Source organism: Loktanella sp. Alg231-35, assembly GCF_900143545.1.
GTDB lineage: Bacteria > Pseudomonadota > Alphaproteobacteria > Rhodobacterales > Rhodobacteraceae > Yoonia.
Map to the genome: position 1 here is coordinate 24,398 of NZ_FREV01000010.1, position 26,919 is coordinate 51,316.

The 26,919-nt window shown below is 53.5% G+C and carries 24 protein-coding genes and 1 pseudogene; 16 read left to right on the forward strand and 9 right to left on the reverse strand.

The window, feature by feature from the left end; translation table 11 throughout:
• Positions 1–34: 34 nt before the first annotated feature.
• Complete coding sequence (locus DHN10_RS18550) at positions 35–1,186, reverse strand: DUF2130 domain-containing protein (protein ID WP_108816845.1); 1,152 nt, start codon at positions 1,184–1,186, stop codon at positions 35–37.
• A gap of 418 nt (positions 1,187–1,604) precedes the next feature.
• Between DHN10_RS18550 and DHN10_RS18555 the strand changes: the two genes are divergently transcribed.
• On the forward strand, positions 1,605–3,740 hold the full coding sequence (locus DHN10_RS18555) for an ATP-dependent nuclease (protein WP_108816846.1): 2,136 nt from the start codon (positions 1,605–1,607) through the stop codon (positions 3,738–3,740).
• Complete coding sequence (locus tag DHN10_RS18560; RefSeq protein ID WP_108816847.1) at positions 3,740–5,530, forward strand: UvrD-helicase domain-containing protein; 1,791 nt, start codon at positions 3,740–3,742, stop codon at positions 5,528–5,530. Before DHN10_RS18555 ends, DHN10_RS18560 begins: the two co-directional genes overlap by 1 nt.
• Positions 5,531–5,770: 240 nt before the next feature.
• On the opposite strand, the gene DHN10_RS18565 is transcribed toward DHN10_RS18560, so the two are convergent.
• On the reverse strand, positions 5,771–6,055 hold the full coding sequence (locus DHN10_RS18565) for a hypothetical protein (protein WP_108816848.1): 285 nt from the start codon (positions 6,053–6,055) through the stop codon (positions 5,771–5,773).
• 174 nt (positions 6,056–6,229) lie between these two features.
• Here DHN10_RS18565 and DHN10_RS18570 point away from each other — a divergent pair, with 174 nt between their 5' ends.
• Both DHN10_RS18570 and DHN10_RS18575 read left to right on the forward strand, forming a co-directional pair.
• The gene (locus tag DHN10_RS18570; RefSeq protein WP_108816849.1) at positions 6,230–6,787 is read left to right on the forward strand and encodes a recombinase family protein; all 558 of its coding nucleotides are present in this window, start codon (positions 6,230–6,232) and stop codon (positions 6,785–6,787) included.
• Positions 6,784–7,263: a hypothetical protein gene (locus DHN10_RS18575; RefSeq protein ID WP_234417194.1), complete on the forward strand. Its 480-nt coding sequence runs from the start codon at positions 6,784–6,786 to the stop codon at positions 7,261–7,263. Before DHN10_RS18570 ends, DHN10_RS18575 begins: the two co-directional genes overlap by 4 nt.
• 595 nt (positions 7,264–7,858) lie before the next feature.
• Here the strand turns inward: DHN10_RS18575 and DHN10_RS20065 are convergent.
• Together DHN10_RS20065 and DHN10_RS18580 are read right to left on the reverse strand one after the other, a co-directional pair.
• Positions 7,859–8,059 (reverse strand): annotated as a pseudogene (locus DHN10_RS20065) (transposase); the annotation flags it as partial.
• A gap of 264 nt (positions 8,060–8,323) precedes the next feature.
• On the reverse strand, positions 8,324–9,202 hold the full coding sequence (locus tag DHN10_RS18580; protein WP_108816850.1) for a LysR family transcriptional regulator: 879 nt from the start codon (positions 9,200–9,202) through the stop codon (positions 8,324–8,326).
• 131 nt (positions 9,203–9,333) lie between these two features.
• Between DHN10_RS18580 and DHN10_RS18585 the strand changes: the two genes are divergently transcribed.
• Entirely contained in the window at positions 9,334–10,299 is a 966-nt protein-coding gene (locus tag DHN10_RS18585; protein WP_108816851.1) for an NAD(P)-dependent oxidoreductase, read from the forward strand.
• Positions 10,300–10,521: 222 nt separating this feature from the next.
• Positions 10,522–11,571, forward strand: coding sequence for a sterol desaturase family protein (locus DHN10_RS18590; protein WP_108816852.1), 1,050 nt, complete (start codon positions 10,522–10,524; stop codon positions 11,569–11,571).
• 59 nt (positions 11,572–11,630) lie between these two features.
• Here DHN10_RS18590 and DHN10_RS18595 read toward each other — a convergent pair whose 3' ends face one another.
• Positions 11,631–12,548, reverse strand: coding sequence for a LysR family transcriptional regulator (locus tag DHN10_RS18595; protein ID WP_108816853.1), 918 nt, complete (start codon positions 12,546–12,548; stop codon positions 11,631–11,633).
• Between the two features lie 104 nt (positions 12,549–12,652).
• Here DHN10_RS18595 and DHN10_RS18600 point away from each other — a divergent pair, with 104 nt between their 5' ends.
• The 9 genes from DHN10_RS18600 (at position 12,653) to DHN10_RS18640 (ending at position 20,499) form a co-directional block, all read left to right on the forward strand.
• The gene (locus DHN10_RS18600; RefSeq protein WP_108816854.1) at positions 12,653–13,606 is read left to right on the forward strand and encodes a tripartite tricarboxylate transporter substrate binding protein; all 954 of its coding nucleotides are present in this window, start codon (positions 12,653–12,655) and stop codon (positions 13,604–13,606) included.
• Position 13,607: 1 nt separating this feature from the next.
• The gene (locus tag DHN10_RS18605) at positions 13,608–14,150 is read left to right on the forward strand and encodes a tripartite tricarboxylate transporter TctB family protein (protein WP_159087081.1); all 543 of its coding nucleotides are present in this window, start codon (positions 13,608–13,610) and stop codon (positions 14,148–14,150) included.
• Between the two features lie 5 nt (positions 14,151–14,155).
• The gene (locus DHN10_RS18610; RefSeq protein ID WP_108816855.1) at positions 14,156–15,670 is read left to right on the forward strand and encodes a tripartite tricarboxylate transporter permease; all 1,515 of its coding nucleotides are present in this window, start codon (positions 14,156–14,158) and stop codon (positions 15,668–15,670) included.
• Positions 15,663–16,799, forward strand: coding sequence for a lyase family protein (locus DHN10_RS18615; RefSeq protein WP_108816856.1), 1,137 nt, complete (start codon positions 15,663–15,665; stop codon positions 16,797–16,799). Before DHN10_RS18610 ends, DHN10_RS18615 begins: the two co-directional genes overlap by 8 nt.
• Positions 16,800–16,900: 101 nt before the next feature.
• Positions 16,901–17,488, forward strand: a complete 588-nt coding sequence (locus tag DHN10_RS18620) for a TetR/AcrR family transcriptional regulator (RefSeq protein WP_159087082.1) — start codon at positions 16,901–16,903, stop codon at positions 17,486–17,488.
• A 2-nt stretch (positions 17,489–17,490) separates the two neighbouring features.
• Positions 17,491–17,742, forward strand: coding sequence for a hypothetical protein (locus DHN10_RS18625; protein ID WP_108816858.1), 252 nt, complete (start codon positions 17,491–17,493; stop codon positions 17,740–17,742).
• A gap of 3 nt (positions 17,743–17,745) precedes the next feature.
• Entirely contained in the window at positions 17,746–18,900 is a 1,155-nt protein-coding gene (locus DHN10_RS18630; RefSeq protein WP_199910724.1) for an aromatic ring-hydroxylating oxygenase subunit alpha, read from the forward strand.
• Positions 18,897–19,961, forward strand: a complete 1,065-nt coding sequence (locus DHN10_RS18635) for a ferredoxin--NADP reductase (RefSeq protein WP_108816859.1) — start codon at positions 18,897–18,899, stop codon at positions 19,959–19,961. Before DHN10_RS18630 ends, DHN10_RS18635 begins: the two co-directional genes overlap by 4 nt.
• Positions 19,954–20,499, forward strand: a complete 546-nt coding sequence (locus DHN10_RS18640) for a hypothetical protein (protein WP_108816860.1) — start codon at positions 19,954–19,956, stop codon at positions 20,497–20,499. The genes DHN10_RS18635 and DHN10_RS18640 overlap by 8 nt, the downstream gene beginning before the upstream one ends.
• A 594-nt stretch (positions 20,500–21,093) precedes the next feature.
• Here the strand turns inward: DHN10_RS18640 and DHN10_RS18645 are convergent.
• Positions 21,094–22,284, reverse strand: coding sequence for a CaiB/BaiF CoA transferase family protein (locus DHN10_RS18645; RefSeq protein WP_306419276.1), 1,191 nt, complete (start codon positions 22,282–22,284; stop codon positions 21,094–21,096).
• Between the two features lie 114 nt (positions 22,285–22,398).
• Here DHN10_RS18645 and DHN10_RS18650 point away from each other — a divergent pair, with 114 nt between their 5' ends.
• Positions 22,399–23,346: a LysR family transcriptional regulator gene (locus DHN10_RS18650; RefSeq protein WP_108816862.1), complete on the forward strand. Its 948-nt coding sequence runs from the start codon at positions 22,399–22,401 to the stop codon at positions 23,344–23,346.
• 66 nt (positions 23,347–23,412) lie between these two features.
• Here the strand turns inward: DHN10_RS18650 and DHN10_RS18655 are convergent, their stop codons facing one another.
• From DHN10_RS18655 to DHN10_RS18665, 3 genes are all read right to left on the reverse strand, one after another.
• The gene (locus DHN10_RS18655; protein WP_108816863.1) at positions 23,413–24,369 is read right to left on the reverse strand and encodes a Bug family tripartite tricarboxylate transporter substrate binding protein; all 957 of its coding nucleotides are present in this window, start codon (positions 24,367–24,369) and stop codon (positions 23,413–23,415) included.
• Between the two features lie 123 nt (positions 24,370–24,492).
• Positions 24,493–25,698, reverse strand: a complete 1,206-nt coding sequence (gene pcaF, locus DHN10_RS18660; RefSeq protein ID WP_108816864.1) for a 3-oxoadipyl-CoA thiolase — start codon at positions 25,696–25,698, stop codon at positions 24,493–24,495.
• The gene (locus DHN10_RS18665) at positions 25,695–26,915 is read right to left on the reverse strand and encodes an acyl-CoA dehydrogenase family protein (protein WP_108816865.1); all 1,221 of its coding nucleotides are present in this window, start codon (positions 26,913–26,915) and stop codon (positions 25,695–25,697) included. Before DHN10_RS18665 ends, pcaF begins: the two co-directional genes overlap by 4 nt.
• Positions 26,916–26,919: the final 4 nt, after the last annotated feature.

Below are 26,919 nucleotides of genomic sequence, written 5' to 3' on the forward strand. Positions count from 1 at the left end.
CCCATAGTTTTACTGTGGGAAATCTGGGGCAGCCTTAATCGTCTTTCTCGATCACCAATGCCTCAACGCTCTCGATTTCGGGCATCGACCGCCCTGCGATCCCTTGTAAGTCGCCATGCATTCCAACCGTCGATGCGATCACCAGATCAATCTGTTTTGCCCGAAGCGCCCATTGTTTTTCGATGAAAACGCGTTCCTTGCGAAGGTTATCTTGCATGTCCTCAAACCGCTCGACAATTGCATCAACGCGTTGCTTAAACTGTGTTCCGGTCAGATAGTCATAGACCATCTCCATCTTGGTTTCCTGCCCCATGGCGCGTCCCTTGGCACTCGCCACATCAATCAAACCCTGCCGCAATGATGTCGCCAAAGGTACTGCATAACGCGGTGCGCAGACCCAAATGCCGTCAACTATGCCAAAACTTTCGACTCCCTCCGGCAAGGCGTGGGAGGTGATAACCGCGACTTCGCACCCTGACGCCCTTTGATCATCGCGCAACTTGGCAAGCCACCCCGCGGTCCAGTTTTTCGTTCGCTTGCTTTCCCAAAGAATACTGCCTGCAATACCGTTGGGGCCAGTGACATCTTGACGTACATCAGCACCGCTGACCCCTTTGGCTATAGGCAGAAATTCATCAATCGGGAAAGCTACGGCCAAGGTTTCCTCAAGAACGATCTCAGCTGCCTCTCCCTGGGTCTGCATCGACCCCTGTTCTGACTTCTGCTTAAGCGCTTCAATTTGGCGTTTCATGCCTTCCATGACCTGCGCTTGTTCGGCCAGCTTTAGCCCGGCTTTTTCATCTGCCTCACGGGATAGTTTTTCAGCCAAAGCCGGGCGTTCCGCTGCAAGCATTTTTTGGAGCGTCAGCTCCATTTCAGCTTCTTTGTCTTTCAGCTCCTGCTCGCGTTTCAGTGCGGCGGTTTGTGCAGCCTGCGCGTCAGAGAGCTTTTCATCCTGTGCCTTGATCCGATCAATTAAAGCTGATTGCTCAGCAGCAACCTCGGCTTTGGCGGCTTCCTTAGCTTGTGCTTGTGCCGCGGCTAAGGCGTCGGCCGCCTGCGTCTCTCGTTTTACCAGCTCATCATTGAATGAAGCCCGCAGATCGGCCAACATTGGGCCCGCTAACTGTTCGGTCAGCTCAATCTCGTTGGAACAATTCGGGCACTTGATCTTCAACTCGGACATGCGTTTACCTTGGCAATCTAGAAGAGGTTTCATCTACCATGTATCTGAACACGTCTCCAGCGCAGGTATTGTTGGAATCCTTAGCCTATAGACACAGTTAAATCCGATGATAATTGAGGCAACCAAATACACGCAGCCCAATGCAGCGCTAAATGGACTCCAAGCGGACGACCATAGCGAGCACCATTTCGATCACTAGTTAGTCCATACCGTCGATCCCAAAATCTAGCATCTAATCCGTGAAGATCATAGATTACGCTCTGCTTTTTTGACGGGCTAGTTTGTGCTCGCAGAGCACAATAAACTAAGGATATACAATGCGGGGGAAAGCAAGGCAGCTGATCCGCGAAGCTATTGCTTTGGTTTGTCTTCCAGATCGCATCTGGTCTGAGGTCAGCATTGAGCCCATGGAGAACGCATGCACATTTCGCGATTGCAACTAGTCAACTACCGCAACTTCTCACGGGCAACAGTAAAATTTCAGAAAGGCGTGAACACGATCATCGGCGAGAACGGTTCGGGAAAAACAAACCTGTTTCGCGCCATACGTTTGTTACTGGATGATAACCTCATGCGTATGGCTTATCGGCTAGATGAACGTGACTTCCATCGTGGTCTAGGAGAGTGGCGCGGCCATTGGATCATTATCAGTTTAGAATTCACTGACGTCTCGCAAGATGAAGCGATTCAGTCTCTCTTTCTTCATGGCGTTGGCAATATCGCGGGCGCTGCGGTGGATCGGGCCACCTACAATTTGGTCTTTCGCCCCAACGTTTCGATCCGGCAAAAGTTATCGGAGCTAGCGGCGGGAGACGAGACTGCCTTGGCTGCGCTTCGTCAGGAAATCAGCCTTGCCGACTATGAGACGGTATTCACTGGAAAGAGTAGCGCGGACTTTGCGGACCCGGCTGTCTATCGATCTCTAGTGGGCGACTTCGAGGCAGTCATGTTCCCGAACGAGCTAACGCCACCCGAAATTGGCGGAATCGTCCCTGGTATGTTCTCAATTTCGAACGAGATCGGCTTCACGTTTATCCAAGCGCTGCGCGACGTGGTCGCCGAATTCCAGAACAATCGCACCAATCCCCTTTTGACGCTGTTAAAGGGTAAGAGCGGCGAAATCGACGAAGCGGCTTTTGCGCCGATCACCAAATTGGTCCTCGATCTCAATAGCTCGATAGAAGAACTCGACGATGTGAGCGCTATCCGGCACGACATTCGCGATACCATTACCGATGCAGCGGGCGAGACATATTCCCCCAAATCGCTTTCAATCCGTTCCGATTTGTCGGACGAGCCCGATCGTCTCTTCCAGTCGCTGAAGTTGTTCGTTGGAGAGGCCGAGGCCGACTATGAAGGAGGCATCCACGAGCTCAGCCTTGGCGGAGCCAACCTGATTTATTTGACCTTGAAACTTCTGGAATTCAAATACCAGAAGGTTAAGCAGACCTTCGCCAACTTCCTCATCGTTGAAGAGCCAGAGGCGCACATCCATACCCATATCCAGAAGACTCTATTCGACCGCATGAACTATGACGAAACGCAGATAATCTACTCTACCCACTCGACGCACATTTCCGAAGCCAGCAATGTAGAAAATATCAACATCCTCGGACGCAATGGCAGTGTTTGCGAGGTTTATCAGCCTTCTACCGGTCTCGACCCAAACGAGATCGGCAATATCCAGCGTTACCTCGACGCGGTGCGCAGCAACTTGCTATTCGCGAAAAGCGTTCTGCTGGTCGAGGGTGATGCAGAGGAAATTCTTATCCCCATTCTCATAAAGCAAGTATTTGGCATCAGTCTCGACGAGCTTGGGGTCAGCCTCATCAACATTCGCAGCACTGGCTTCAGCAACGTCGCCATTTTGTTTCATGATCAACGTATCCGGAAGAATTGCGCGATCATTACAGACCTCGACAAGGCCTTCATCGATCTTACGCCCGACCCACTCGATGGCGATGATCTAAAGAAATCCAAAAAACGCGCGTTTGCATCCCAGAAGGCTGGACAAGGTCGGGCCAGTGCACTGGCCAGTTTATGTCAGGGTAACAACTGGCTGAGCGCACATTTTGCAGATCACACATTCGAGGTCGACTTCATTCTCGCCGGCAACAGTGCCGCCGTCGTTTCCATCGTGGGTGACGTCTATAGTGATCCTGCAACTATCACGCTGGCTAAAGCAGACCTCGTGTCGGGAGACATAGCTAGATCTGGGACGCGCGTGCTCACCATGGCGCGTCACGTTGGCAAAGGTTGGTTCGCGATCATTCTCGGCAAAGCCATTACTCCCGAAGTCTACATTCCAGGCTACATCGTTAAGGCCTTATTCAACGCGCATCGCCCGATCTCTGACGAAATTTTGGCCTGCATCATCGACTATCGCCTTAAAGTCCAACTTGAGGCAAATGACGCTCTACGTGCGCAATTTGAGACGATGCACATTTACCTTGAACGGTTTCGCACCGGCGATATCGATTTTGCCGATGTCCGAGACGAGATGCTGACAGCCTTTCCTGGCGACCGCATCAACACCATTCTCGCGACACTTTGATGTTCGTCTGGAACGCCGATGATCTAGATGCGGATCAGGTCGAGGCGATCAAGCAGCCGGGAAGCGTATTTCTCTCAGCCTGCCCAGGAAGCGGCAAAACGCGGACGCTTACCTACAAGATCGCGTTGGAACTGTCTCTGCTGACCACTGACAAACAGCGGGTGGTCGCGATCACGTATACTCACCGAGCGGCGGATGAAATTCGGGAACGGATTGAGCAACTGGGCGTTGATACAGGACAACTATGGATTGGAACGATCCATTCTTTCTGCCTCGAATGGATCTTGCGTCCTTATGCGATCTATCACCCTGCCTTGAAGAACGGCTTCGGAGTGATAAACGCGCACGATAGCGAGCGAGCGCATGAGGCACTGTGCCTTCAGCACGGAGGCGGTCTTCGAAGTTTTGACTGCGGCCATTATTTTACTCCGACGGGCTATGTCATTAGCTGTGCTGATTGGAAACGGCCGAAAGTTGATGCGTTGCTCCAGCGGTATTGGCAAGAGTTGCGTGCCAATCGGCAAATTGATTTTGAAATGATCTTGGCCTACGCGCATCAATTGATCTCCGACGTACCTTCGATCAGCATACTGTTGGGCTCGATCTTCACGATTGTGCTTGTCGACGAATTTCAAGACACCAAGGAAATACAGTACGGGATTCTTGGCGCAATCCTCAAGGCATCCAAAGGACAGGCAAGGGCGTTTATCGTCGGCGATCCAAACCAGGCAATTTATGGTTCACTCGGTGGTTATGCGATCACGTCTGCCGAACTTTCCAGACTAAGCGGCGTAGCGTTCAAAGAGCTGAACCTGTCGAAAAACTACCGGTCGGCCGATCGGATCGTTAGCTTTTTTGAGAATTTCAATCAGCTCGCCTCCAATATCACCGCAGAAGGCGAACTCAAGGATTTTGCCAGCGTCATTTCTTATGACTGTTCGACCAATCGCAATGCCCTCGAAGCCGAAATCGTCCGGCTTATCCGTTACAATATCGAGATGGTCGGAATTCCGCCGAGCGAGGTTTGTATCGTGGGACCGCAGTGGCCGCTCCTTGCGAGCATGACGCGTCACCTCGTTACGGCGCTCCCAGAATACAGTTTCTCTGGCCCTGGCATGGTGCCGTTCGCGCGCGACATCGACAATTTTTGGTACAAACTCGCGCGTATTATTCTGACAGAAGCTTCGCCACAACTATACATCCGGCGAAATCGTTGGGCTGGGGAGGTCATCGCAGCTTTCGACCTGGCAGGCGTCAACACCGATGCCATCACGCGGAAATCGCTGTTGCGCGTTTCGAACGGCATCACCTCCAACGTGACCGACGGTCTCGCAAATCTGGTCGAATGTTTCAACGCAATGCTTCCAGCGCTCGGCATCGATTATACGACCTATCCGATGCTAACTGAACACTATGATGCGTTCGTCGAAAGCTCCCAGAAGCGGATTGATCGGCTGACCGCAGACGGAGTCGACGCTATCGCCGATATCGCAACGTTCCGAAAAGTGTTCGACCTGAAATCCGGGATCACTGTGTCAACAATCCATGGAGTCAAAGGCGCTGAGTTTGAAGCTGTGATTGCCTTCGGCCTGCTAGAAGGCATGGTTCCTCACTTCAACGAAAGCGACAAGGTCGCTGCCGCAAGTAAACTCCTGTACGTCATCGGGTCTCGTGCAAAAAAGAACCTTCACCTCATATCTGAAACAGGCCGGAGACGACGCGGAAGCGAGCTTTACATGCCGACAGATACCCTACTCGCCTGCAGCTTTACTTACGATCTGGTGACTTAAAATACCTTGCTCATCAAGCTTCTTCTCCTGAGTTTGAACAATGGTGCTAACCAAATTGTCCGAAGTATTTAGTATATGTGCGCGCTGCCCTCGGCGATATCCGCGCGGCCTGCGGCGACGACGATGTTCGGGCAGGTGCCGGTAGAACTGCTCATCACGACCATCTTTGGAGTAGGCCTAGCTGGCCCGAAGCTGCATATTTGGGTTTTTTGGAGAACACGGCGTGAACAAAACCCAACGCTATTCTACAAGATCAAAGTCATCATCTTCAATGATTTCAAGTTTCAGAATGGTTGCTTCTGTCTCCACTAAGAACCGATCAAGGCTACCCAGCTCCGCCTCAGCGGCTTGACGATTAAACCGCTTAGACTTTCGGGTAATAAACTGCGCCCTAACAAATTGGCCTTCCTTGCTGGCTTCTCCAGATACGATCATCGCCTTCAGTTCGGCCTCTCTGGTCTTGAGCGCCTTGACCTGCTCCCTAATTTTCTGAATCTCATCGACGGGGCGCAAGTTGGACGACATGGAATTTTCTCCCTTTCCATGTCATCAAATCATAACCATGGGCGCTGTCACAATGTGGTCATTTAGGATATACCCAAAACGACATGGCGCATGAACACTGAGACGTACCGTTTTTGTGTTCACTTTGGGCCTATTTATCGATAATGAACACATTATGTCGAAGGCACACCCAAAATGAACACTTATCAGGCCAAAATCGGATATGCGCGCACCTCAACCACGGATCAGAACCTCGATGCGCAGATTGCTGCCTTGAAAACAGCCGGGTGCGGCATGGTCCGCACCGAGCAAAAGAGCGGTGCCAGTCTTGAGGGGCGGCCCGAACTCAGGACGATCCTCGACTTCATCCACTCAGGTGAGACGCTGGTTGTCACGCGTATTGATCGATTGGCGCGCAGCCTCAGTGACCTACAGACTATCGTCGTCCAGCTGAATTCCAAGGGTGCACATCTGGCTGCAACCGAGCAGCCGGTGGACACATCAAACGCCACGGGAAAGGCTTTCTTCGACATGCTCGGTGTCTTTGCCGAGTTCGAGACAAACCTGCGGCGTGAGCGGCAGGCCGAGGGCATTCTCGCTGCCAAGCAACGTGGCGTGTATCGCGGCCGCCTCCCGAAAATCGATATGGCCATCATTCAGGCGAAGCTGTCAGAGGGCATGTCGCCAACGGAAATTGCACGCGACATGGGAATATCGCGGGGCACGGTCTATAAAGCAAAGGCCTTGATGTGAAAAAGAACAAGAAAAAGCAGCGGTCGCCAACCGCCAAACCGCCCGCCAAAACAAACACAAAAGTACCGCCGCCGCGCAACCTTACGCCCCCGCTCTGTGAGAAATTGCGCCGCGACATGATGCAAGCGTGTCTCAAGGTAGCGGAGACACACGGGTTGACGGTTGAAGGCGGGGAGTTGAGCGACATCGATCTGCGTCACGGCTTCGACATCAGCTTCCGCGTCGGTATTCCGATGCCCGACGGTGCGATCTATTCGCCGGACAAAGCCATGTTCGAAGTCCTCGCTCCACATTTTGGCCTTGAGCCATCTGACTATGGACGGACCTTCAAGTCGCGGGGAGACCTCTACCGGATCGTGGCGATCAACCCCAACAGACCAAAGTACCCGATTAGCACTGAGCGTGTCTCCGATGGGCGCGGGTTCAAGATGCCGGCCGAAAACGTCGTGATGTATCTACAGAAGTCAGGAGCCTGAAAGTTCATGAATTGTTCCCGAAGAAGCCCAAATATGCAGCTTCGGGCCAGCTAGGCCAGTTTAGAATGTGCCCCGGCTACAGTTCCAATTCGCATAATAGTAGTTATGTTAAATAAGTCAGCATTACTGACCTAAACTCTCTGAATCACTCTTATGTTAATTATTAATAAGTGTAGAGCATGATCCCCAATGGGTTCATCGCGCTTTGTAGTATAATTTTTGGTTGGTCGCGCAATATGATTGGATATCCATTGGCTCAATTCATCTGTTTTTCTACTTACGAACCAAAGGAGAGTTCCAAGATTAACTCCTGAAGATCACCGAGCAGGACTTGGTCGGCATCGTGCGTCAGAAGAATTACGTCCCTTAGAATGTCTGGTTTTGACCTTTCTGGTTCCAACAGTTTTGTCGTCGATAAACCCACACTGATGTGAATTGCTGATGTCCATTGTTGGTATTGGACTTCTTGAGGTGGTCGATAGCGGGCAGAAACATTGCGAGTGTCACCGCATCGGAAGTGATATCACATTACCTGCGAGCGGGTGGTCTCAGAGTAAATCGCTATGTACTCGGATACGAGCAGAGGTGGCGATCACGTCTGCCGCAACGGCAGTCCGAACAGCAGTTTCATTGTCAAGAAGGTCTGAGATTCAGCGTCGCAGGAACTCTTTTAAGGACCACGTTTGCTACTGGGAGGTGGCACTCAATCCATCTCTGGATCAAACCAGATCGACAGCGACCCACGCTGCTTCAAGCTGTTATTGTAAGACGACCGGTTTGTGATCTTGCGCATCATTGCAGGTCAATCGTTCATGCCTTCCAGCTATCCTGCTGGCGTCGCAACATGAATTCCCTCGACCGATTTGTGCAACAATGCCAAACCGCCACTACAACATCCCCTCAGTGGTTGGACGGCAGCCTTGAACGGATCCGGATCACGGCATGAGGTTTGGGTTTGGGAATACTCCACCTTGCATTCGATCGAGTGCCTCTGTTGGCAGGCTGGGATCTCTTCATCATCTCAATGCTTTTGCGTCTGCTTGCCCGGTCTCAACTCCGGTCAAGAGGCGAACTTCTCTTTGATCCAGCCTTCAAATATCTTAACGGCAGAGTCGTGCGGCTTTGACTTCTGGCCTCTAACAATAAAGTGGCTTTCCTCGATAGGGATGCGGTCTCCGACTATGGCGATGGTTCTGCCTGTATCTATGGCACTCTTAGCGAACCTTTCCAAAACCACTGCATATCCGCCGCCAGCAGCGACGACATCCACTGCTGCTATGGTTGTATCCACTGCGACAGGTGAGGATGCGGTGGCATACTCTACATCGAGCGCCGCTAGATACCTCAGCCACATGTCTTGAAAGCCCAATATCTGGATCTGTGGTCCTTGCAGAAGTTCTTTGCCAGAGAGTGTTGTCGCTCCGTTTTTGCTGCATGCAATTGGAACGATGTGCTCATCTGAGATCTTTTCGAAAGGCGCATCGTTCCAGTCTCCTGTTCCCAGACGCAGCTCGAAATCGACTTGTTCACGACCTGCGGACTCGGCCCAAATGCTTGAAATAAGCCGGATAGAGACATTGGGGTGATTGCAAGAGAACTCGGGCAATCGGTGTGCAAGGAACATCGTCGCGGTGGAAATCGGGACCCTAACGATCAGGTCCTGCGTCTGACTGGTTCCAAAGAGGCTAGTTGTCGACAGGTCAATATCACCCAACGCGCGGCGAATTGAGAACGCATAGGCTTGCCCGACTTCCGTCAGACTGAGATGGCGGGCTGCGCGAAAAAATAGGGGGCAACCTAGATGAGCCTCTAGGGAACGCACATGCAGACTTAGCGCCGATTGGGTAATGCCAAGCTCTTGTGCGGCGACAGTAAAACTCAGATGCCGAGCAGCACATTCAAAAGAGCGCAGCCAGATGAGGTTGGGGGAGTTCTGCATATCTAGCACCGAAAAATTTCGCTAATAAGCGCAATTATTATTCGTTTTACAGAGGGTAAACAACACTTATACGCTCTACGAAATTTCAACAAACTGGTCATCGGATTGGTTTCAGCAAAGGATACGCGCAAGTGAAAGTTGGATTTATCGGCCTTGGAAACGTGGGCGGCAAGCTTAGTGGATCGCTGCTGCGCAATGGCATTGATCTTACAGTGCATGACCTGAACCCGGATCTGGTTGCAGACTTCGTTAGCCGAGGTGCCAAACCGGCAGAAAGTCCAAGCCAACTGATGCGCGATTGTGACGCGGTGATCACCTGTCTGCCGTCGCCTGCGGCCTCGGATGCGGTGATGCAGCAGATGCTGCCCGAAGTAACCGACGGCAAGATCTGGATGGAGATGTCCACCACCGACGAAGAAGAGGTCAAGCGTCTCGGTGCGATGGTGATGAACGCGGGTGGTTCGGCTGTGGATTGCCCCGTGTCGGGCGGATGTCACCGGGCTGCGACTGGCAATATCTCGATCTTTGCCGGATGTGACCGCGCCACTTTCGAACAGATCGCGCCGTTCCTGAAAACCATGGGCCGCCGCATTCTGCACACTGGGGAGCTGGGGTCTGCCTCCGTTCTGAAGGTTGTCACCAATTATCTGGCCACGGCTAATTTGGTGACCTGTTGCGAGGCGCTAGTGACGGCCAAGGCCGCGGGTATGGACCTGAACACCACTTATGAGGCGATGAAGATCAGCTCGGGCACCTCTTTCGTGCATGAAACTGAAAGCCAGGTGATCTTGAACGGGTCGCGCGATATCTCATTTACTATGGATCTGGTGAAGAAGGACGCAGGCCTCTTTCAACAGGTGGCCGACCGTCACAACGTGCCGCTGGAAATCTCACCCATGCTGGTACAGATCTTTGAAGACGGCATCGAGCGCTACGGCGAACGTTGCTATTCGCCCAACATCATCAAGCGTCTGGAAGAAGCCACCGGCCTCGATATACTTGCGCCCGGTTTCCCGGCGGAAATGCTCGATGATGAGCCAGAAGAACCCGGTTACGAGGTGATCCCGAAGGGGTCGCAATTGAAAGCAACGCAATAGGATCGGGACGCGACCGCCAATAACCGGATCTAGGCCGCAATCGCCCAAACCGTTGGCATCGACCATGATCTTGCCGGGGTGCGCGCAGGCGCTCCCAATATCTTTACCATCGCCGCCCGTTTCATGAGTAACCCGGTGTTTTCCAAAACGTCACGAAAACATCCAAACGTACCTCCACTCCGTCTGATCTGAGCCGGAAATCTTCTCGGGAAGGAACAGAGCATGACCGCAACCGATACTCGAAACGAGCCCCCAAAAAAACCTGATCCCGGCCCGATGAGCCGCGAATGGTACTGGCATCCCGATTTGCCGTTGAAATTCGCTCCTTACTGGCAGTGGCCCCTTGAACCTGCCGCGCTGGCAAAATGGGTATGGCAAAACTGGCTGCAATTCTCGGATCGTTCGATGTACGTGGCGCTGGCCTTTGTCGTGGCTTTCTGGCTGCAACCAGTTGGGTCGGAACAGGCCACGCTAGCTTTTCACTGGGTGTCTTGGGTGTTCATCCGCAACTGGGTGTTTTTGTTGATCGTGGCGGGCGGGCTGCACCATTGGTTTTACGGCATCGATGCGCAAGGCAAACTGCTGAAATACGATCCTCGCCCCTATATGAAGCGCAAAAACGCACTGTACAAATTTGGCTATCAGACTTGGGACAACATCTATTATTCGATGGTCTTCGGCGCGACTTCCCTGTCGGTTTTCGAAGTCATCTTACGGCTTGCCTTCGCCAGTGAATTCGCCAGAACTCTGAGTTTCACGGCGCATCCAGTGTGGTTCGTGGTGCTTTTCCCGGTGCTCGCGCTCTGGCAAAGTTTCCACTTTTATGTCGTCCATCTTTTTCTGCATCAGCCCTTCATCTACAAGCATGTCCATGCCGTACATCACCGCAACGTAAATCCCGGGCCGTGGTCAGGAATGGCGATGCATCCGGTCGAAGCTCTTGGGTATACCTCTGCGATGCTTGTCCTGCTAATCCTGCCCGCGCACCCTGTTCATATGCTGTTTCTGGCCTATTGGCTGATGCTTGGCGCAGCCTCATCACATTCTGGCTATGAAGCACTTTGGGCCAAAGATCGTCAGGCTTTGCTATTGGGAGCGTTCTTTCATCAGCTGCACCACCGATATTACGAATGCAATTATGGCAATGCGGAAATGCCCTGGGACAAGTGGTTCGGCACGTATCACGATGGATCCGAAGCGGCGACACGCATCACCCGTGACCGCAAACGCCAGATGCACGCGCAGGGCCAGGCGCGCAAATCAAAACAATGATGAGCAAGTTGGATTGCAGTTTCTAACGGAAAGAAGACCACGTTGAAATGGAAGCTTTTCTACGAAACAACACTGCGCATGTTATCGTTTGATCTGCACACACGATATATGTGTTCGACCAACTTCTTCTCGAACAGCTCTGCCACTTTCCTGGGTCGCTGATGCTTTGGAATTAGCAATCCGAATGTCATCCACCTTTCGGGTTCTATTGGAACGCCAACCACTCGATCTCCGAACGAGTTGGCGACCATTTCATCGGCGATTGTGACACCAGCTCCTTCCGCTACCAAGGCACAGGCGAGTTCGGAAGATGAAACCTCATGCGTCACCTCGGGCATGACGCCAGCCGAATTAAACGTATCATCAAGCTGATCCCGCAGCAGCAAACCCTGCATCAGACGAATGATCGTTTCGTGGGAGAGTTGACCAGCGGTAATCGATGTTTCGTGCGCAAGCGGATGACCGGCGGGCAAGATCGCGAGCGCACGCACACGCACAAGCGGGATCGTTTTGATGTCAGGATGACTAACTGGTAAGGCGGCAATCCCGATATCGTATTCTCTCCCGGCCAACCATTTCCCGGCCTCCCGTCGTGCTCGAACGTCCAAGGTTACGCTCACTTCAGAGTTCTCTTGTGTAAACAGCGCCACAGCGGGTGCGGAAAGAAATTGGGCGATCCGAGGCATGGTCACAATCCGAAGGCTCTCAGTACGTCCTGCGCGAATTTCAGAGGTAATGCGCGGAATTTCGTCTAGATTATCCAGAATGCGCCCCGCTTCGCGATAGAAAGCCACACCTTCTGTGGTTGGTGTCAGGCTTCGCCCAGATCGATCGAACAATTGAAGCCTAATCTCGGCTTCTAGGCCGCTGATTAATCTGCTGATGGCTGGTTGGCTCAGATGCATCACTTCTGATGCCGCGGCCACAGAACCTTCGGAAAACACTAATCTGAATGCCTTCAGCGCCTTGATGTTCACAATATGACTCTTTCGAATTTGGCATGATTAAATGCTATGTTTGCAGTTTTGACAAGTCATTCAGATGCTATGAATAGGACAGAAAATCAACGGAGGAGCAAAAAATGAAACGCAGAACATTTATTGGAACAGCTGCTGCGGCGCTCGCCGCCAGCACAACCGCAACCTTTGCAGCAGAATGGCCGAGGCGCCCAATCAACTTAGTGGTGCCTTACAAGGCTGGTGGAGGCACGGACGCCTATGCGCGGGCGATCTCTGCAGCAGCAGAAGGCATTCTAGACGTGCCAGTGGTCGTTGTGAACAGACCAGGTTCCGGTGGCCTGAACGGCGCAAACTCAGTGGTCGGGGCACGGCCCGACGGCTACACCATGATGATGACATCAGGTGGGTCGTTCCTGCTGTCCACAATGACACGGGACACAGACATCGACGCGCTTGAGAGCTTTGAGGTTGTCGCCCAAGTCGGCCAACTTCGCACGTCGCTTATGGTACCGAAGAACAGCCCCTATCAATCGGTTCAGGATGTCATCGATGCAGCCAAGGCAAACCCCGGTTCGCTTCGCTGGGCGCATTCCGGGCGCGGTGGGTTCCATCACGTCGGCGGCCTGGGCTTTCTGGCCAACAATGACATCCAAGCGCAGGACGTTCCGTTCAAAGGCGGCGGCCCAACCCGTGCAGCCCTGATTGGAGAACAGGCCGATTTCGGGTTCCTCGGCGTACAACAGCTGCGCGGCTTTGAAGAGCAGTTGCGCGCACTAGCGGTTAACAGTGCTGATCGCGACACGATCATGGCAGACGTCCCATCGTTTGGCGAATTGGGCATTCCCTTTGCGGCTGTTTCGTCACCTGTGATCGTCTTTGCCCCAAAAGGAACGCCGGCCGAAGTGGTTTCCGGCATGGAAGCCGCGCTGTCAGAGATTGCTGCCAAACCTGAATTTGCAGAACTTTTGGCAGAACGCGGTACCGGTCCGGTTTATGCCTCTGGCGCAGATGCAATGGCTGGTCTTGCGGCAATGAAGGCGGATGCGGCACCCTTGGTTCAGAGTTTGACCAACTAATATGAACGTCGTCCGGGTCAGCGAGAACTCTGACCCGGACAACCTTTTAAGCGAATTCGAAAGGGAGACTGGCATGGAAAGGCAAGCAGAAGGCATCGTTCTTGCCATATTAGCCATTTTGGCGATTTGGGGCGCGTGGCAGGTTCCGGGCGCGAGTCCGGGAGACACCTGGGCGGGTATCGTTCCATTTTCCACTTCGGTTGCATTGCTTGTGCTGTCGAGCTTGATGATCTTGTCGTCGATACGTGCATCCTCGACGGGACGCGAGATGGCGGGGTCGGAAAGCCATGGCACTGTTGATATACTGATCCTTTTCGCAATAGCGATGATCTATCAGCAATCATTCCGGTGGTTCGGCTACGTCCTGCCTACCGCAATCGTCGCGCCTGTCGTCCTCTACATATTTGGCGTTCGCAGCTGGGTCGGGCTGGCAGTGTCCGTCGTCCTTTGCCCACTCATCTTTCACATTCTCTTTTTCGTGCTTCTCGGCGTCTTTCCTCCTTATGGCGAAGTGTTCGATCTGCTCGACTGGCTTCAGGGGTAACTCAAATGGAAATCTTTCCCGCTCTGCTATCTGTCATCACTGACCCAACACTTTTGTTCGCAATCGTTCTGGCCGCCGCTGTCGGCATGATTGTCGGCGCAACGCCGGGGCTGACCGCCTCTGCGGCAATTGCGATGTTGCTGCCGATCACCTTCTACATGCCGCCTCTTTTTGCTCTCGCCTTTCTCTACGTCATTGGAAAGTCGGGGCGTTATGGTGGATCAGTGGCGGCCATCCTGTTCAATACACCCGGCACGGCAGCAAGTGCGGCGACCCAAATTGACGGCTATCCGTTGGCACGCGCCGGCAAAGCCGGAAAAGCAATGAAGGTTGCAACGATCTCGTCCGTAATCGGTGACTTGATGGGTGACATCATGTTGGTGGTCGGCGTTGGGTTCATCGCGTCCATTGCGTTGAAGCTTGGACCGCCCGAGACATTCGCGATCTATTTTGCTGCGTTTGTGGTGATTGGGTCGGTGATTGGGAAGTCCATTGTCAAAGGTTTGGCCTCAGCCTTGCTAGGCATTCTTGTAGCGATGGTAGGCCTTGATCCGATTTCAAGCGAAGAACGCTACACGTTCGGTTCGTTCGATCTATCCAACGGCATTGGTTTGGTGCCGCTTATGATCGGTGTTTTTGTGCTGGGCGAAGTGTTTGCGCAGCTTGAGGAACGTAAAAAGACAAAGGGTGAAATCAAGGAGAATGCCATCGATCCGACTGGGCACTCATTGACCTATGAAGAATACAAACCCTGTATTCCTCATGCTGTCCGTGGCGGGTTTATCGGTGCCGGGATCGGTGTATTGCCCGGCCTTGGGTCAGCAATCGCCGCGTTCATATCCTACGGTGAAGGCAAGCGACGCGCAAAAAATCCCGAACAATGGGGCAAAGGCGCACTTGAAGGTGTTGCCGCACCTGAGGCCGCAAACAACGCTGTATCGGGGCCTTCGATGGCGCCACTTCTTACGCTGGGTATTCCGGGCTCCACCATTGGTGCAATCCTGCTGGGCGTGTTTCTGATCCACGGCATTCAGGTCGGTCCGACCTTGTTTCTGACGGACAAGGAACTGGTCTATCAACTGTTTGCATGCGGCATGCTGGGCATCGTGGCTTATGGCGTCATTGGTTACTTCGGCGCCACTCAAGTCGCCCGACTGATCCTGAAAGTACCGGTCAATGTGCTTTATCCGTTGATCTTCCTGACGGCTTTTATTGCGTCATACTCCGCCAGAGGATCCATGTTCGATGTGACCGTGATGACCGTCGCCGGGTTCGTAGGATGGCTGATGCGCAAGTATGACTTCAATGTTGCGGCTTTCGTAATTTCCTTCGTGCTTGCAAAGGGGGCAGAAGAAACGTTCCGCCAATCACTGCTGATGTCTGACGGCGGCGCCCTGATATTTGTCGAACGTCCTATTGCAGCTTCCTTCATTCTGCTTGGGTTGGCAGCCATGGGCTTCCGTATCCGATCGATCATGAAAGAGCGCCGCCTCGCCGAAGGAGGATTGGGGGATGCTTAATTCTCACGTCTATCGCGACTGTTACTCCTCTTCCGAGATGCGAACCGTCTGGTCAGAGCAAGCGACGATTTCGGCATGGCTTAAGGTCGAACAAGTTCTCGCCCGATGTCAGGCCGACCTTGGTCTGATACCAAAAGAGGCAGCTTCGATGATCGAAGCAATCAGCATTGCGGATCTGGACGTTGACGGGCTGGCATCAGAGATGGCTCTCGTCGGACGCCCGATTGTTGGGTTGGTCAAACAGCTTCGATCTCTTGTTCCGGAGCATGGGTGCCACGTGCATCACAACTCAACTACGCAAGACATTATGGACACTGCAGTTGCCATGCAGATGAAACATAGCGTCGATTGCATCCGGGCCGGAACGGATCGGCTGATAACTCAATTGAAGGCGCACATCGCGTTCCATTCATCAACGACAATGATGGGCAGAACCAACGGCCAACACGCTTTCCCAATTCGGCTGGCTACGAAATTGCAGGTTTGGCAATCAGAGCTGGAGCGGCGTAGCGACGCTTTGGACTTTTCTGCGTCCAGAGGCCTGAATGTCCAGATCGGGGGGCCGTTAGGTGATTTTCGTGGTTACGAAGAGGGCGTGGGCGAGACTGTTAGGGCTGCTGTTGCAACGAGGATTGGACTGGGAGTCATCGAGCCGCATTGGCAAAGCGCACGCGATGGTGTCGCCGAAATCCTGACCTCGCTGGGCCTGCTTTGTGCGACCCTTTGTAAGATTGGCCACAACGTGAACCTCTTGTCGTCGTCGGACATTGCCGAGGTGTCCGAAGGGCATATGAACGGAAAAGGCGCGTCATCTTCGATGCACCACAAGCGCAATCAAAGAGCGTCCGAGTTTTTGGAAGCAGTTGCACGACTTGGGCGTCAACGGTCTGAACAAATCGGTGAATTTACTCTGCATCAACATGAGCGTTCAGGAGGCGCGTGGATCGGTGAATGGGTCGTCGTGCCCGAAGCCTTCTTGCTGACATCCGGTGCCGTAAATTGGGCAGAGGCCCTTTTTGCAGACATCACATTTCAAACCGACCAAATGCAGGGTCGCGCGAAGAAAATTACGGGGTTGAGTGGTGCAAAGGCTGCAGCAATCAGCCCGAGCACAGCAGTGGTGAAATAATTGATTGTCATTATTGACAGTAAAGCAGCTCCACCCTATTTACTGTCAACTTCGACGGTAAATTTGGATCGTGCTTTTTTGAGCACATGAAGGCAGACAACATGGCAGGACGCCCAACAAATCGAGACGAACGGTATCTGCAGGTGATGCAGGCCCTTGTGCGCTGTGTCGCGCGTTTCGGACTGGAGGGTGCGACTTTGACCCAGATCGCAAAGGAGGCGGGGCTGACCCGCCCCTTGATCCGGCATCATCTGGGCAACCGCGAGGAAATGATCGGGTACCTGACAGAATTCGTGATCTCTCGCTTTTCGGAACAAAACACCACCATGATAAGTGCCCTGCCAAAGCAGGAGCGGTCAACAGCACTTGTCCAGATGCTGTTTTCAGAGAGTGCCGTGTCAGCCCCTGACATGGTGCTAGCCTTTGCATCACTTACGGCGCGCGCCACAGATGATGCGGACCTCCGAGCAAAATGCAGAACATCGCTTTTGTCATTTGAAGATGCCATCGCAAAGATCCTGCGAGACGACCACCCTTCCGTCGACGATATCAGGATAGACGCGACAGCACATGGGATCGCGGCACTCTATTTTAACGTCACCTCACTCGCACCGCTTGCTATGCCTGAGAACAGGAAATCTCTGGCCAGTCTTGTTGCGCACAACCTCCTTGAAGATTTGAAAGATTAAACATGAACCAGTCACGGATTCTAAACTACATCACCTTCGCCGCCCTGATGATCGCCACAGCGCTTGGCTATCAAGCTCTGTGGGGACTTTTGTTCCTCTATTGGACGATCCCGAACTTTTATTCCGGCCACGCATTCCTTGTGTCCGATGTCACACGTGATGACGATCCAATCCTGTTTTGGTTGATCCAGGTCGCTTGGGTGGTTCTAGGACTGATGCTGGTGGCGATCGATTTCATTCCCGTAGGAGGTTAAATCATGACACGCAAACTGCACTTGTTGCCTGTTGAGGCTTACACTTCGCGAGACTGGTTTGACCGCGAAATGCGCGACATCTTTTCGAAGACTTGGCGCTATGCGGGGTTCATGGAAGATGTTAGCGAACCGGGTCAGTACATCACCGTTCAAGCCGGGCTGAACAACATCTTTATCGTCATGGGCCGTGACCGCCGCTTGCGCGCCTTTCACAACATTTGTCGCCATCGGGGTACGCAATTGATCCGCGCCGTCGGCAAGACGCAAAAGGCGCTGACCTGTCCCTACCATGACTGGACTTACGATCTGGAAGGCAATCTAATCTCCATCCCGGAAGAAGAGGAAGAATTTGGCAAAGTCGACAAATCTTGTTTGGGTCTGAAACCGGCGCGTGTCGATATCTGGAAGTCGATGATCTTTGTGCATCCAGATCCGGATGCACCTTCCATCGCCGAATGGTTTGGACCCGTTGAGCCGCATATCGGCCCGCATGTACCCGAGGAACTGGTTGAGTATGAAGACCTGAACACCAGCTACGAGATCAAGGCGAATTGGAAGATCGTCGTCGAAAACTACATTGACGTCTATCACCTGAGCCACCTGCATTCGAGCACCCTGCAGATGTATGATCACAAGGCGGGGAAATTCCACTGGGAAGGTCCCCACTACATGTTTTGGGAGCCGCCGGTTGACGCGTTTCTGAAAGATCAGGAAAGCAAGCTGATCGCACCACGCGTCATTCCCAAGGACATGAATGGTGCTTGGGTACCGATGCTGTTCCCCGGTATCGGACTGGCAGGATCTGAGGAAGGTTGGAACATATTTATTATTGAGCCTTTGGGTCCTGAATTGACACGGGTTTCAAATCGCGGACGGGTGTCAAACAGCTCCGGTTGGGAATTCACCAAGCAATCGATGAAATCCTCGATGTTCTGGACCAAGTTCGGCCTCAGCGGAAAATACGAGGCCCATGATGCCATGAGCGAAGACGACCCGATGGTCGCGGGCGATTTCACGGGAGAAGACATCTACGCCTGCGAACAACAGCAGAAGTCTCTGAAATCCCCATACTTCGAAACCGGACCTGCCGCCGTTGGGGAAAGTCAGGTCGTTGAGCACCAGAGGGTTATTCTTGAATGGTTGGGAGATGATGAATGAGCCAGCGCAATTTCCACCCCCTTACTATTCTGGGCACCCGCGAAGAGATCGGCGGCATGGCCAAGACGGTCATGTTTGACGTGCCTGACGCCTTGCGCGAGACCTTTGCTTGGCGCGCGGGGCAACACCTCTCTTTCCGCTTTCTGATCAACGGCGAGGAGCAACGCCGGAGCTATTCGATTTCGTCCTCTCCCTTCACGGGTGATCCACTGCGGATCACCGTGAAGCGGGTTAAGGGTGGCGTGGTCAGCAACCACATCAATGACACAGGACAAAAAGGCGACGTGATCGACGTGATGCCCCCTTTCGGCAGTTTCTGCCTTGATCCGGGCGAAAATACGCGGCGGACGCACTACTTCTTTGGCGCGGGTTCGGGCATAACACCACTTTACGCGATGCTCAGCTCGGTCATGGCGGCAGAGCCGAATTCGTTTGCCCATTTGGCTTATGGCAACAACAACGAAAAATCCGTTCTGCTGCTGGATGAGTTGAACACCGTCTGGGAAACAAATCCCGAACGAATGTCGATCCATCACGTGTTCTCTAAACCAGGCTTTTGGTCCAGCGCCGATTATTGGCGTAAGGGCATTGTGGACAAACCGGTCATCGAAGCACTGATCGCCGAAAATCCCCCCTATGCGCAGGATGCTCAATACTACGTCTGCGGTCCCGGCGGGATGAATGCTGCGGTCAAGGCAGTCTTGATGTCACTCGATGTCCCTGCAGGGCGTATCCACATGGAAAGCTATGGCGGCGTTGGCGAAGTGGACACGAGTGTCGAGGGGATCGCCGCGACGGCCTCCGTCACATTGGGCGGCAAACAACATGTGGTCGACATAGCAAAGGGGCAGACCGTACTGGAAGCGGCAAAGGTTGCAGGATTGAAACCACCGTTTTCCTGTCAATCCGGTGTCTGCGGGGCTTGCCGCGCAACTTTGGCAGACGGCACTGTACACATGCTCGCTCGAATGGCGTTGGAGGACCGCGACATTTCCAAGGGCGCGATCCTTACATGCCAGTCTTTAGCCACGAGCGAGAAATTGACTGTTAAATATGACTAGTTCGTTCAATGGTAAAGAGGCAGGTGCATTCTTTGTGGTCACTATCGCGCTTGCGCTTGGATCTTGGCCCGTCAGCTTTGCCTTGGGCGCCTACGGAGAAGTCTTTTACACGAGCGTTCTGACCATTTGGGTTGCCTCACTTGCCGCGCTCTTCGCGGGCGCCGTGATCGGGAAAACGACAGAAGGCGAAGCCTATTTCACATGGTGGGGGTTGCTATTGCTGCTGATCCCTACCCTTTCTCTTAGCAGCGGATACTGGTCACAAAGCGCGCCCGTTATTGCTAGTTTGGCGGAATGGGGAATTCTGCTTTCCTTGCCCTATATCGCTTACATTCTTCTGACTGTTTCGACCCAGGAAGCCTTTGATATCCAGGACAAACGTCTAATCTTTTGGGTGGTTGTTGGGTTTTTAGGATTGAATACGCTGTCCTACGCTGCTGGAGTGTTCAACTACACCTTTCTGACCTGCGATGATTTCATCGTTGCTGGCGATCAGGCTCCAAACAACTGTTGGAGCCTTGAGCCCAAGACTGAGTAAGTAATATCCGATCACTGCCGGTCAGTCGACTTGCAGTCTCTAACATTTTGAGCTCAACGCTGCTGTAGAAAGTGTTAGATGACACCGGAAGCTGCGAGAAGATGAACGACATCAACCAACCCCCAATTTTCGTGTACGTCGATTCACTCGAAGATTCTCCGCGCGAATTCGAGTCCAACACACAAGATAGTCGTCGCTAAAAGCCGCACCAGTCTGCGGTTCCTAAACCTCCACAGCGCCAACAGCGGCACGGGAAGTTGGGACCAAATCAACAATTTTCTTGATCAGGAAGTCATAGGTCACGCCAATCACCTCGCCCGGACGGCCAGTTTCAACTCGTGATTAAGTCTGACTGCGAGCGCCCCCGAATAGATCAGTGACCACCAGGTAAACGGTCGCTCCCGATGCTAAATGCGGAAAGACCCGCCCACCAAGTGAGCCGTCGGCATACTGGCGTTGATCTGAAATGGTGCCGCAAAGGCCGCAAGTCCAAAAAATCACGAGTAAGACGCCAACAGCAGCTGATGAATTCAGACGGCCTGCAATGATCGCCCGTGACGTTTGTTCCTTTGACCTTCCGTTCATCTGGTCGCTTTAAACCGTACCTTGATCTTTCAGCTTGGCAATGTCCTCTGGGGACAGACCTATCGATCCAAGGATATCTTCGGTATGTTGCCCTTTGTCAGGTGCCGACTGTCGCAGTTCGCCAAGACCTTCTGAGAACAGAACCGGATAACGCACCTGGAATGAGGTACCATCGCCTGTCTGGTCGGGCAGATCATGGAACATATCCCGAGCCTGCATATGTGGGTCTTCGAACAGGCGCAGGTCCTCGATCACGGGTGCCCAAGGCAGATCGGTCGGGTCAAAAATCAGTTCCCATTCGGCCAGGGTCTTTGATGCAAAGACCCGGCACAGCAGCGCGTGGGTTTCCTGTTTGGCAGCGTTTCGCTTTCGGTTTGTCGCAAAGCGCTCGTCAGACAATTCGGGAAATTCGTCTTTTAACAATTCCGCAAGGGAGATCCAAAACTTGTTCTCGAACAGGCCGATGGCAATGTTTTGGCCGTCTTTGGTCGGATAAGTATCATTGTCTGGCATTACAAACGGCATCTTGTCAGGATCGCCGCCACAGACTTCATGCGCGATGCGCACCAAGGGCGCGGTCCAAGCCGTAATCGCATCCAGAATGGCGACGTCCAGATACTGGCCCTTCCCGCTTTGTTTTGAACTGGCAATCGCAATGCTCATCGATAAAGCTGCGTACATGGCCCCAGCATAATCGCTGAGACGAACGTTCGGGCGCGAAATCCGGGCATTCACCTGAGATGGAACGCCAAAATATCCTGAAAGCGCAAGGAAATCGATGTCGTGGCCGGCGCGTTTGGCATAAGGACCGGTTTGGCCGAACCCGCTGAGCGAGCAATAGACGATGTTGGGGTTGATCTCGCGCACCTGTTCCCACGAAAACCCCAGCCGTTCCATCACTCCGGGTCGGAAGCTTTCGACGATTGCGTCGGCGCTTTTGATCAATGTGGTGAAGAGTGCTTTGCCTTCGTCAGATTTGAGGTTCAGGGTCAGGGATTTCTTGTTGCGATTGAGGCGGGCGAACATGTCCTTGCCCAAATGTCGCCCAGTGTCACCCTCGACCGGTTCTTCGATCTTGATAACTTCCGCGCCAAGATCGGCGAGAAGTTGCGTTGCCATCGGACCAGGCAAAAGCCGGGACAGATCCAAAATTCGTACATCGTTCAGAAAAGACCAAGTATTTGCCATGTGTACCCCCATCGTCAGCACAACCTATACTGCGACCTCAATCAATCGTAAAATATGACTTTGTTGTCTTAGCGATAGGAAAACTATATGAGTTGGGCATCTGGGTAACTGCACTGAGGAGCAGCCATGAATTCAAGGCAACTCCAGTACTTTGCCGCAATCGTTGAGTGCGCCAGTATCACCAAGGCGGCGCGAAAGCTGCGTATCGCCCAGCCAGCGTTGAGCCAGCACATTTCGAATTTGGAACATGAATTGGGCACCGATCTTTTGATCCGGTCGGCCAAGGGTGTCACGCCAACACGCTCAGGCGATGTTCTGTATCAGCATGCGCTCAAAATCCTGTCTCAGCTTCAACATGCGGCTATTGAGGTCAGCAACGAGGCGATCACACCGCATGGTCGGGTTTCGATTGTGCTTCCTCCGATGTTGGGCGAGCATATTGCGCCCCTGCTAATGTTGGAGGTGGAGCGGGACTACCCCGATATTCAATTGGATGTGAACGAGGCGCTGAGCCTGGACGGCATTCAATTCGTTCAAAGTGGGCGTGCCGATTTGGGGATTTTGTCAGGCAATTCATTTCCGCCAAAGTTGGGAACCTGGGAGCTCTATCAAGAACCGCTTTTTCTTGTGGATTCCAAAGGAAAACACATTGAAGATGAAACTGTGACGATGGTCGACGTCCTCAAAGCACCACTTGTCCTGAGCCGGCAGCGGCATGCTATTCGCCTAATGCTGGATTCAATTGCCGAAGAACAAGGCGTTGAATTCAATATCAAAATCCAATCTGATGCGTTTCGTCTTTACCGGGGGTACGTTCGGCGAGGACTGGCGGCAGCCGTCTGGCCCTGGCCCACGTTTTATGAGATGTGGCGCAGTGGCGATGTCCGGGCACGTCGTATAGTTGAACCAGACTTGGAGCGACAGATCTCGATCGCGTGGTCCAATGATTTACCAATGAGTGCTGCAACAGAAGTCGTGCGGGGGATGGTGGTTCGGTTGACTGGCGACCTGCATCGCATGGGCATCATCACAGGCGAATTGTCGGATTTGTTCACGCAAACCAGTGACGCGTAAAGTCAAAAAAACCCACGTGCTTCTTAGGGCACATGGGTTTCAGGTTTCGGTGGGTAAGAACGCGCGTTAGTTCGACAGGGAATTCAACAGCGGTTCCGCATCCTTCTTAAGCCCGGACAGGGCAGCTTCTGCTCCATTCGCATCCGCGAACACTGGTGCCAGACCACGGGATTTCATAACTTCTGCAAAGCCGTCTTTCGCGGTCACGCCTTCCAGAACGCTTTGGAGATACGCAACAGCCTCGACCGGCGTTCCGGCGGGCGCCATCATCACCACAGGGGATGACACGTCGGCGGACCCAATACCCAATTCAGCAAGTGTTGGCACGTCAGGATGCACTGGGTCTCTCTGGGCCGATGTCACGGCAAGAACACGTAGATCGTCAAATCCATCTGCCTGTTGAATGCCGATAATCCCGAAATCGACTTGTGATCCCAGCAATGCGGTACGGGCTTTTGCGCCACCTTTGAAGGGGACGTCCTGTGCTGCCAATCCATTCTTATCCAGGAAACTCAGGCCCGCGACATGGAACGAGCCCCCGCGTCCGGAATGTGCCCAACGCAAGCTATCGGGCTGGCTCCGGATAGCCTCAACCAGTTGCTCGGCAGTTTCGTAAGGACTTGATGCGGGCACGATCACGGCGGATCTCAGAAGGCCAACCTGACCGATATAAGTAAAGTCGGCGAACGGATCGATATCGGTGTCTCGGGTCATTGTGGACAATATCAATGCCCCACCTGATGTGAGCATCACTGTATAGCCATCCGGGCGTGCAGATTTGACCGTTTGCGCACCGTTCAGACCACCCGAACCACCTACGTTAGCGACGGTGATCGGAACCGGAACAGTGTCGCTTGCAGCATCTGCAACGGCACGGGCGATCGTATCGATACCGCCACCGGCACTGTAAGGCACGACAATGGCGACAGGCTTTCTGGGAAAGTCCTGAGCGAATGCAGCTGTCGCGCCGAGCGCCATCGCAACCCCAGCGATCAGCGATAGAGATGTTTTATAAAGTCCCATTTATTCCTCCCAAAGTGGTTTGGATAACTCAACGAAGTTTGATGTCCTTCGATACATCTTGCGTGCGTCACAAGGAAATACGATGATTATATCGCCCTCATAACATTTTCGGATAACTCAATCTCAAACACGCTCCAGCGCAATTGCGATGCCCTGACCGACGCCAATGCACATGGTACACAGCGCGATTTTGCCACCCGAAAAGTGCAATTGCTGCGTTGCGGTTTGGACAAGCCGGGCCCCGGACATACCCAGAGGGTGACCAAGAGCAATCGCGCCGCCGTTCGGATTTACATGCTCTGCGTCATCTGCCAACCCAAGTGCACGGGTCACGGCAAGCCCTTGGGCTGCGAAGGCTTCGTTCAGCTCGATCACATCAACCTGCCCGATATTCAAACCCAGTCGCGCCAACAGCTTTTCGGTGGCCGGGGCCGGACCAAAGCCCATGATGCGTGGGGCGACGCCTGCAGCGGCCACACCAAGCACACGCGCGCGTGGTGTCAGCCCGTGCCTTTTCACTGCAGCCTCGCTGGCCACGATGATTGCTGCCGCACCATCATTTACGCCTGATGCATTGCCGGCTGTCACACTGCCGCCTTCCCGGAACGGCGCGACTAATTTGCCCAATGCCTCGGCGGTCGTTTGTGGACGCAGATGTTCATCTTGATCCAATCGCATCGGGTCGCCGCGCCGCTGCGGCACGGAAACCGCAACGATTTCCTCCGCAAAAATCTCGCCGGATTGTGCAGCCGCCGCCCGTTGCTGTGAGCGCAAAGCAAAGGCATCCTGATCTTCCCGCGAGATACCGAAATCCTCAGCCACGTTTTCTGCGGTTTCAGGCATTGAATCTACGCCGTATTGCGCCTTCATCAACTTGTTGACGAACCGCCAGCCAATTGTGGTGTCAAAGATCTCGGCCGATCTTGAAAAGGCCTTTTCTGCTTTGGGCATCACAAAGGGTGATCGGCTCATACTTTCGACACCGCCCGCAATCATCAGATCGCAGTCGCCGGACTTGATTGCCCGTGCCGCAGTTCCTACGGCATCGATGCCGGATCCACACAACCGGTTAACTGTGCTGCCAGATACCCGGTCAGGCAATCCCGCCAGCAAGGCCGACATGCGCGCTACGTTGCGGTTGTCTTCGCCTGCTTGATTGGCACAGCCGAAAATCACATCGTCCACAGCATCCCAATCGACATCAGGGTTTCGTTCCATAAGCGCCCTGAGGGGCAAGGCGCCGAGATCATCGGTACGAATCGACGAAAGCGCGCCGCCATAGCGGCCGATTGGCGTGCGGATGGCGTCGCAGATATAGGCTTCGGTCACTGCTGGCCCTCCACTTGGTCCGGATTAGCTTTGCGCCAGTTCTTGCTGATGCCTTTGCCGATGGTGTTCCGCTGGATTTCAGATGATCCGGTCAGAATTCGGAACATGCGTAGGCGTCGGAACACCCACTCGACCGGGTGGCTTTGGGTCATGCCGATCGAGCCGTGGATCTGGATCGCCTTATCGGCCACTTGAAAGCTATTTTCGGCAATGAACACCTTGCACATTGAGGCTTCAGAGCGAATGTCTTCGCCTCGGTCTGCCTTGGCCGCGGCCTCGTGGATCATCGCATGAGCCGCGTAATTCGCTGTCTTCATGTCGGCCAGCATATGTTGAATTGCCTGAAATTCGGCAATCGGTTTACCAAATTGCACCCGGCGATGCGCATAGTCGATCGCCTGATCCAGAGCGAATTCTGCGTGACCCAACATGGTCGGGCATTGCAGCAATCGGTTGATGTTGATGCGCTCCATTCCCAACTTGAAGCCGTTGCCAAGCCCGCCAAGGATGTTGCGCGCCGGAACCCTGACATTGGTTAGGTGAATGTCGTTGTCGATATGCTGACCCGACATCGGAAGATAATGCCCACGGATTTCGTAGCCCTCAGACGCGGCATCAACCAGAAAGGCCGTGACGCCATTTGCACCGGCGTCGGGATCAGTGACGGTTAGAATAATCGCGAAGTCGGCAGTGCGCGATGCAGTGATGAACTGCTTGTGACCATTAATAATATAGTCGTCGCCATCCTTGACGGCGCTGGTCTTGATACGCATCGCATCCGAGCCTGCCTGAGGTTCCGTCATCGCGAAACAACCGGCACGCTCCCCGCGCGCCACGGGTCGGAAAAACTCCTCCATCTGTTCGGCAGTGGCGGAATTTACGATGTAGCCGATCCGCATCGGGCCGCCATTTTCACCCAACACACACCCATACAAAGCCGCGTTCGAACGCGTGCAGTCCGTTTTCAGCGTGCAAAGCTGATCGATCGAAAGGCCCATCCCCCCATGTTCTAGCGGTAGGTTCGCGCCGTAAATTCCCAACTCATATGAGCGCCTCCACCCTTGCTCCAGCTGTGCCCTTTCAAAGCGGGTCTCGTGGGTAAGGCCCTGTTCCTTTTCCATCGGAATCAGTTCGTCGTAGAGATAGTCATGAACTTTCTTGCGCAGCGTGCTGAAAGCTTCGGGTGCAATGCCATCATTTGCTTTGAGTAGAGCCATTATC

Excerpts from the sequence above, each read along its gene's own strand:
- DHN10_RS18645 (WP_306419276.1), bottom strand. The coding sequence starts at position 22,284 with ATGGGGGTACACATGGCAAATACTTGGTCTTTTCTGAACGATGTACGA.
- DHN10_RS18580 (WP_108816850.1), bottom strand. The coding sequence starts at position 9,202 with ATGCAGAACTCCCCCAACCTCATCTGGCTGCGCTCTTTTGAATGTGCT.
- DHN10_RS18590 (WP_108816852.1), top strand. The coding sequence starts at position 10,522 with ATGACCGCAACCGATACTCGAAACGAGCCCCCAAAAAAACCTGATCCC.
- DHN10_RS18555 (WP_108816846.1), top strand. The coding sequence starts at position 1,605 with ATGCACATTTCGCGATTGCAACTAGTCAACTACCGCAACTTCTCACGG.
- DHN10_RS18610 (WP_108816855.1), top strand. The coding sequence starts at position 14,156 with ATGGAAATCTTTCCCGCTCTGCTATCTGTCATCACTGACCCAACACTT.
- DHN10_RS18570 (WP_108816849.1), top strand. The coding sequence starts at position 6,230 with ATGAACACTTATCAGGCCAAAATCGGATATGCGCGCACCTCAACCACG.
- DHN10_RS18550 (WP_108816845.1), bottom strand. The coding sequence starts at position 1,186 with ATGTCCGAGTTGAAGATCAAGTGCCCGAATTGTTCCAACGAGATTGAG.
- DHN10_RS18600 (WP_108816854.1), top strand. The coding sequence starts at position 12,653 with ATGAAACGCAGAACATTTATTGGAACAGCTGCTGCGGCGCTCGCCGCC.
- DHN10_RS18620 (WP_159087082.1), top strand. The coding sequence starts at position 16,901 with ATGGCAGGACGCCCAACAAATCGAGACGAACGGTATCTGCAGGTGATG.
- DHN10_RS18625 (WP_108816858.1), top strand. The coding sequence starts at position 17,491 with ATGAACCAGTCACGGATTCTAAACTACATCACCTTCGCCGCCCTGATG.
- DHN10_RS18615 (WP_108816856.1), top strand. The coding sequence starts at position 15,663 with ATGCTTAATTCTCACGTCTATCGCGACTGTTACTCCTCTTCCGAGATG.
- DHN10_RS18655 (WP_108816863.1), bottom strand. The coding sequence starts at position 24,369 with ATGGGACTTTATAAAACATCTCTATCGCTGATCGCTGGGGTTGCGATG.
- DHN10_RS18640 (WP_108816860.1), top strand. The coding sequence starts at position 19,954 with ATGACTAGTTCGTTCAATGGTAAAGAGGCAGGTGCATTCTTTGTGGTC.
- DHN10_RS18635 (WP_108816859.1), top strand. The coding sequence starts at position 18,897 with ATGAGCCAGCGCAATTTCCACCCCCTTACTATTCTGGGCACCCGCGAA.
- DHN10_RS18650 (WP_108816862.1), top strand. The coding sequence starts at position 22,399 with ATGAATTCAAGGCAACTCCAGTACTTTGCCGCAATCGTTGAGTGCGCC.
- DHN10_RS18560 (WP_108816847.1), top strand. The coding sequence starts at position 3,740 with ATGTTCGTCTGGAACGCCGATGATCTAGATGCGGATCAGGTCGAGGCG.
- DHN10_RS18630 (WP_199910724.1), top strand. The coding sequence starts at position 17,746 with ATGACACGCAAACTGCACTTGTTGCCTGTTGAGGCTTACACTTCGCGA.
- DHN10_RS18605 (WP_159087081.1), top strand. The coding sequence starts at position 13,608 with ATGAACGTCGTCCGGGTCAGCGAGAACTCTGACCCGGACAACCTTTTA.
- DHN10_RS18665 (WP_108816865.1), bottom strand. The coding sequence starts at position 26,915 with ATGGCTCTACTCAAAGCAAATGATGGCATTGCACCCGAAGCTTTCAGC.
- DHN10_RS18565 (WP_108816848.1), bottom strand. The coding sequence starts at position 6,055 with ATGTCGTCCAACTTGCGCCCCGTCGATGAGATTCAGAAAATTAGGGAG.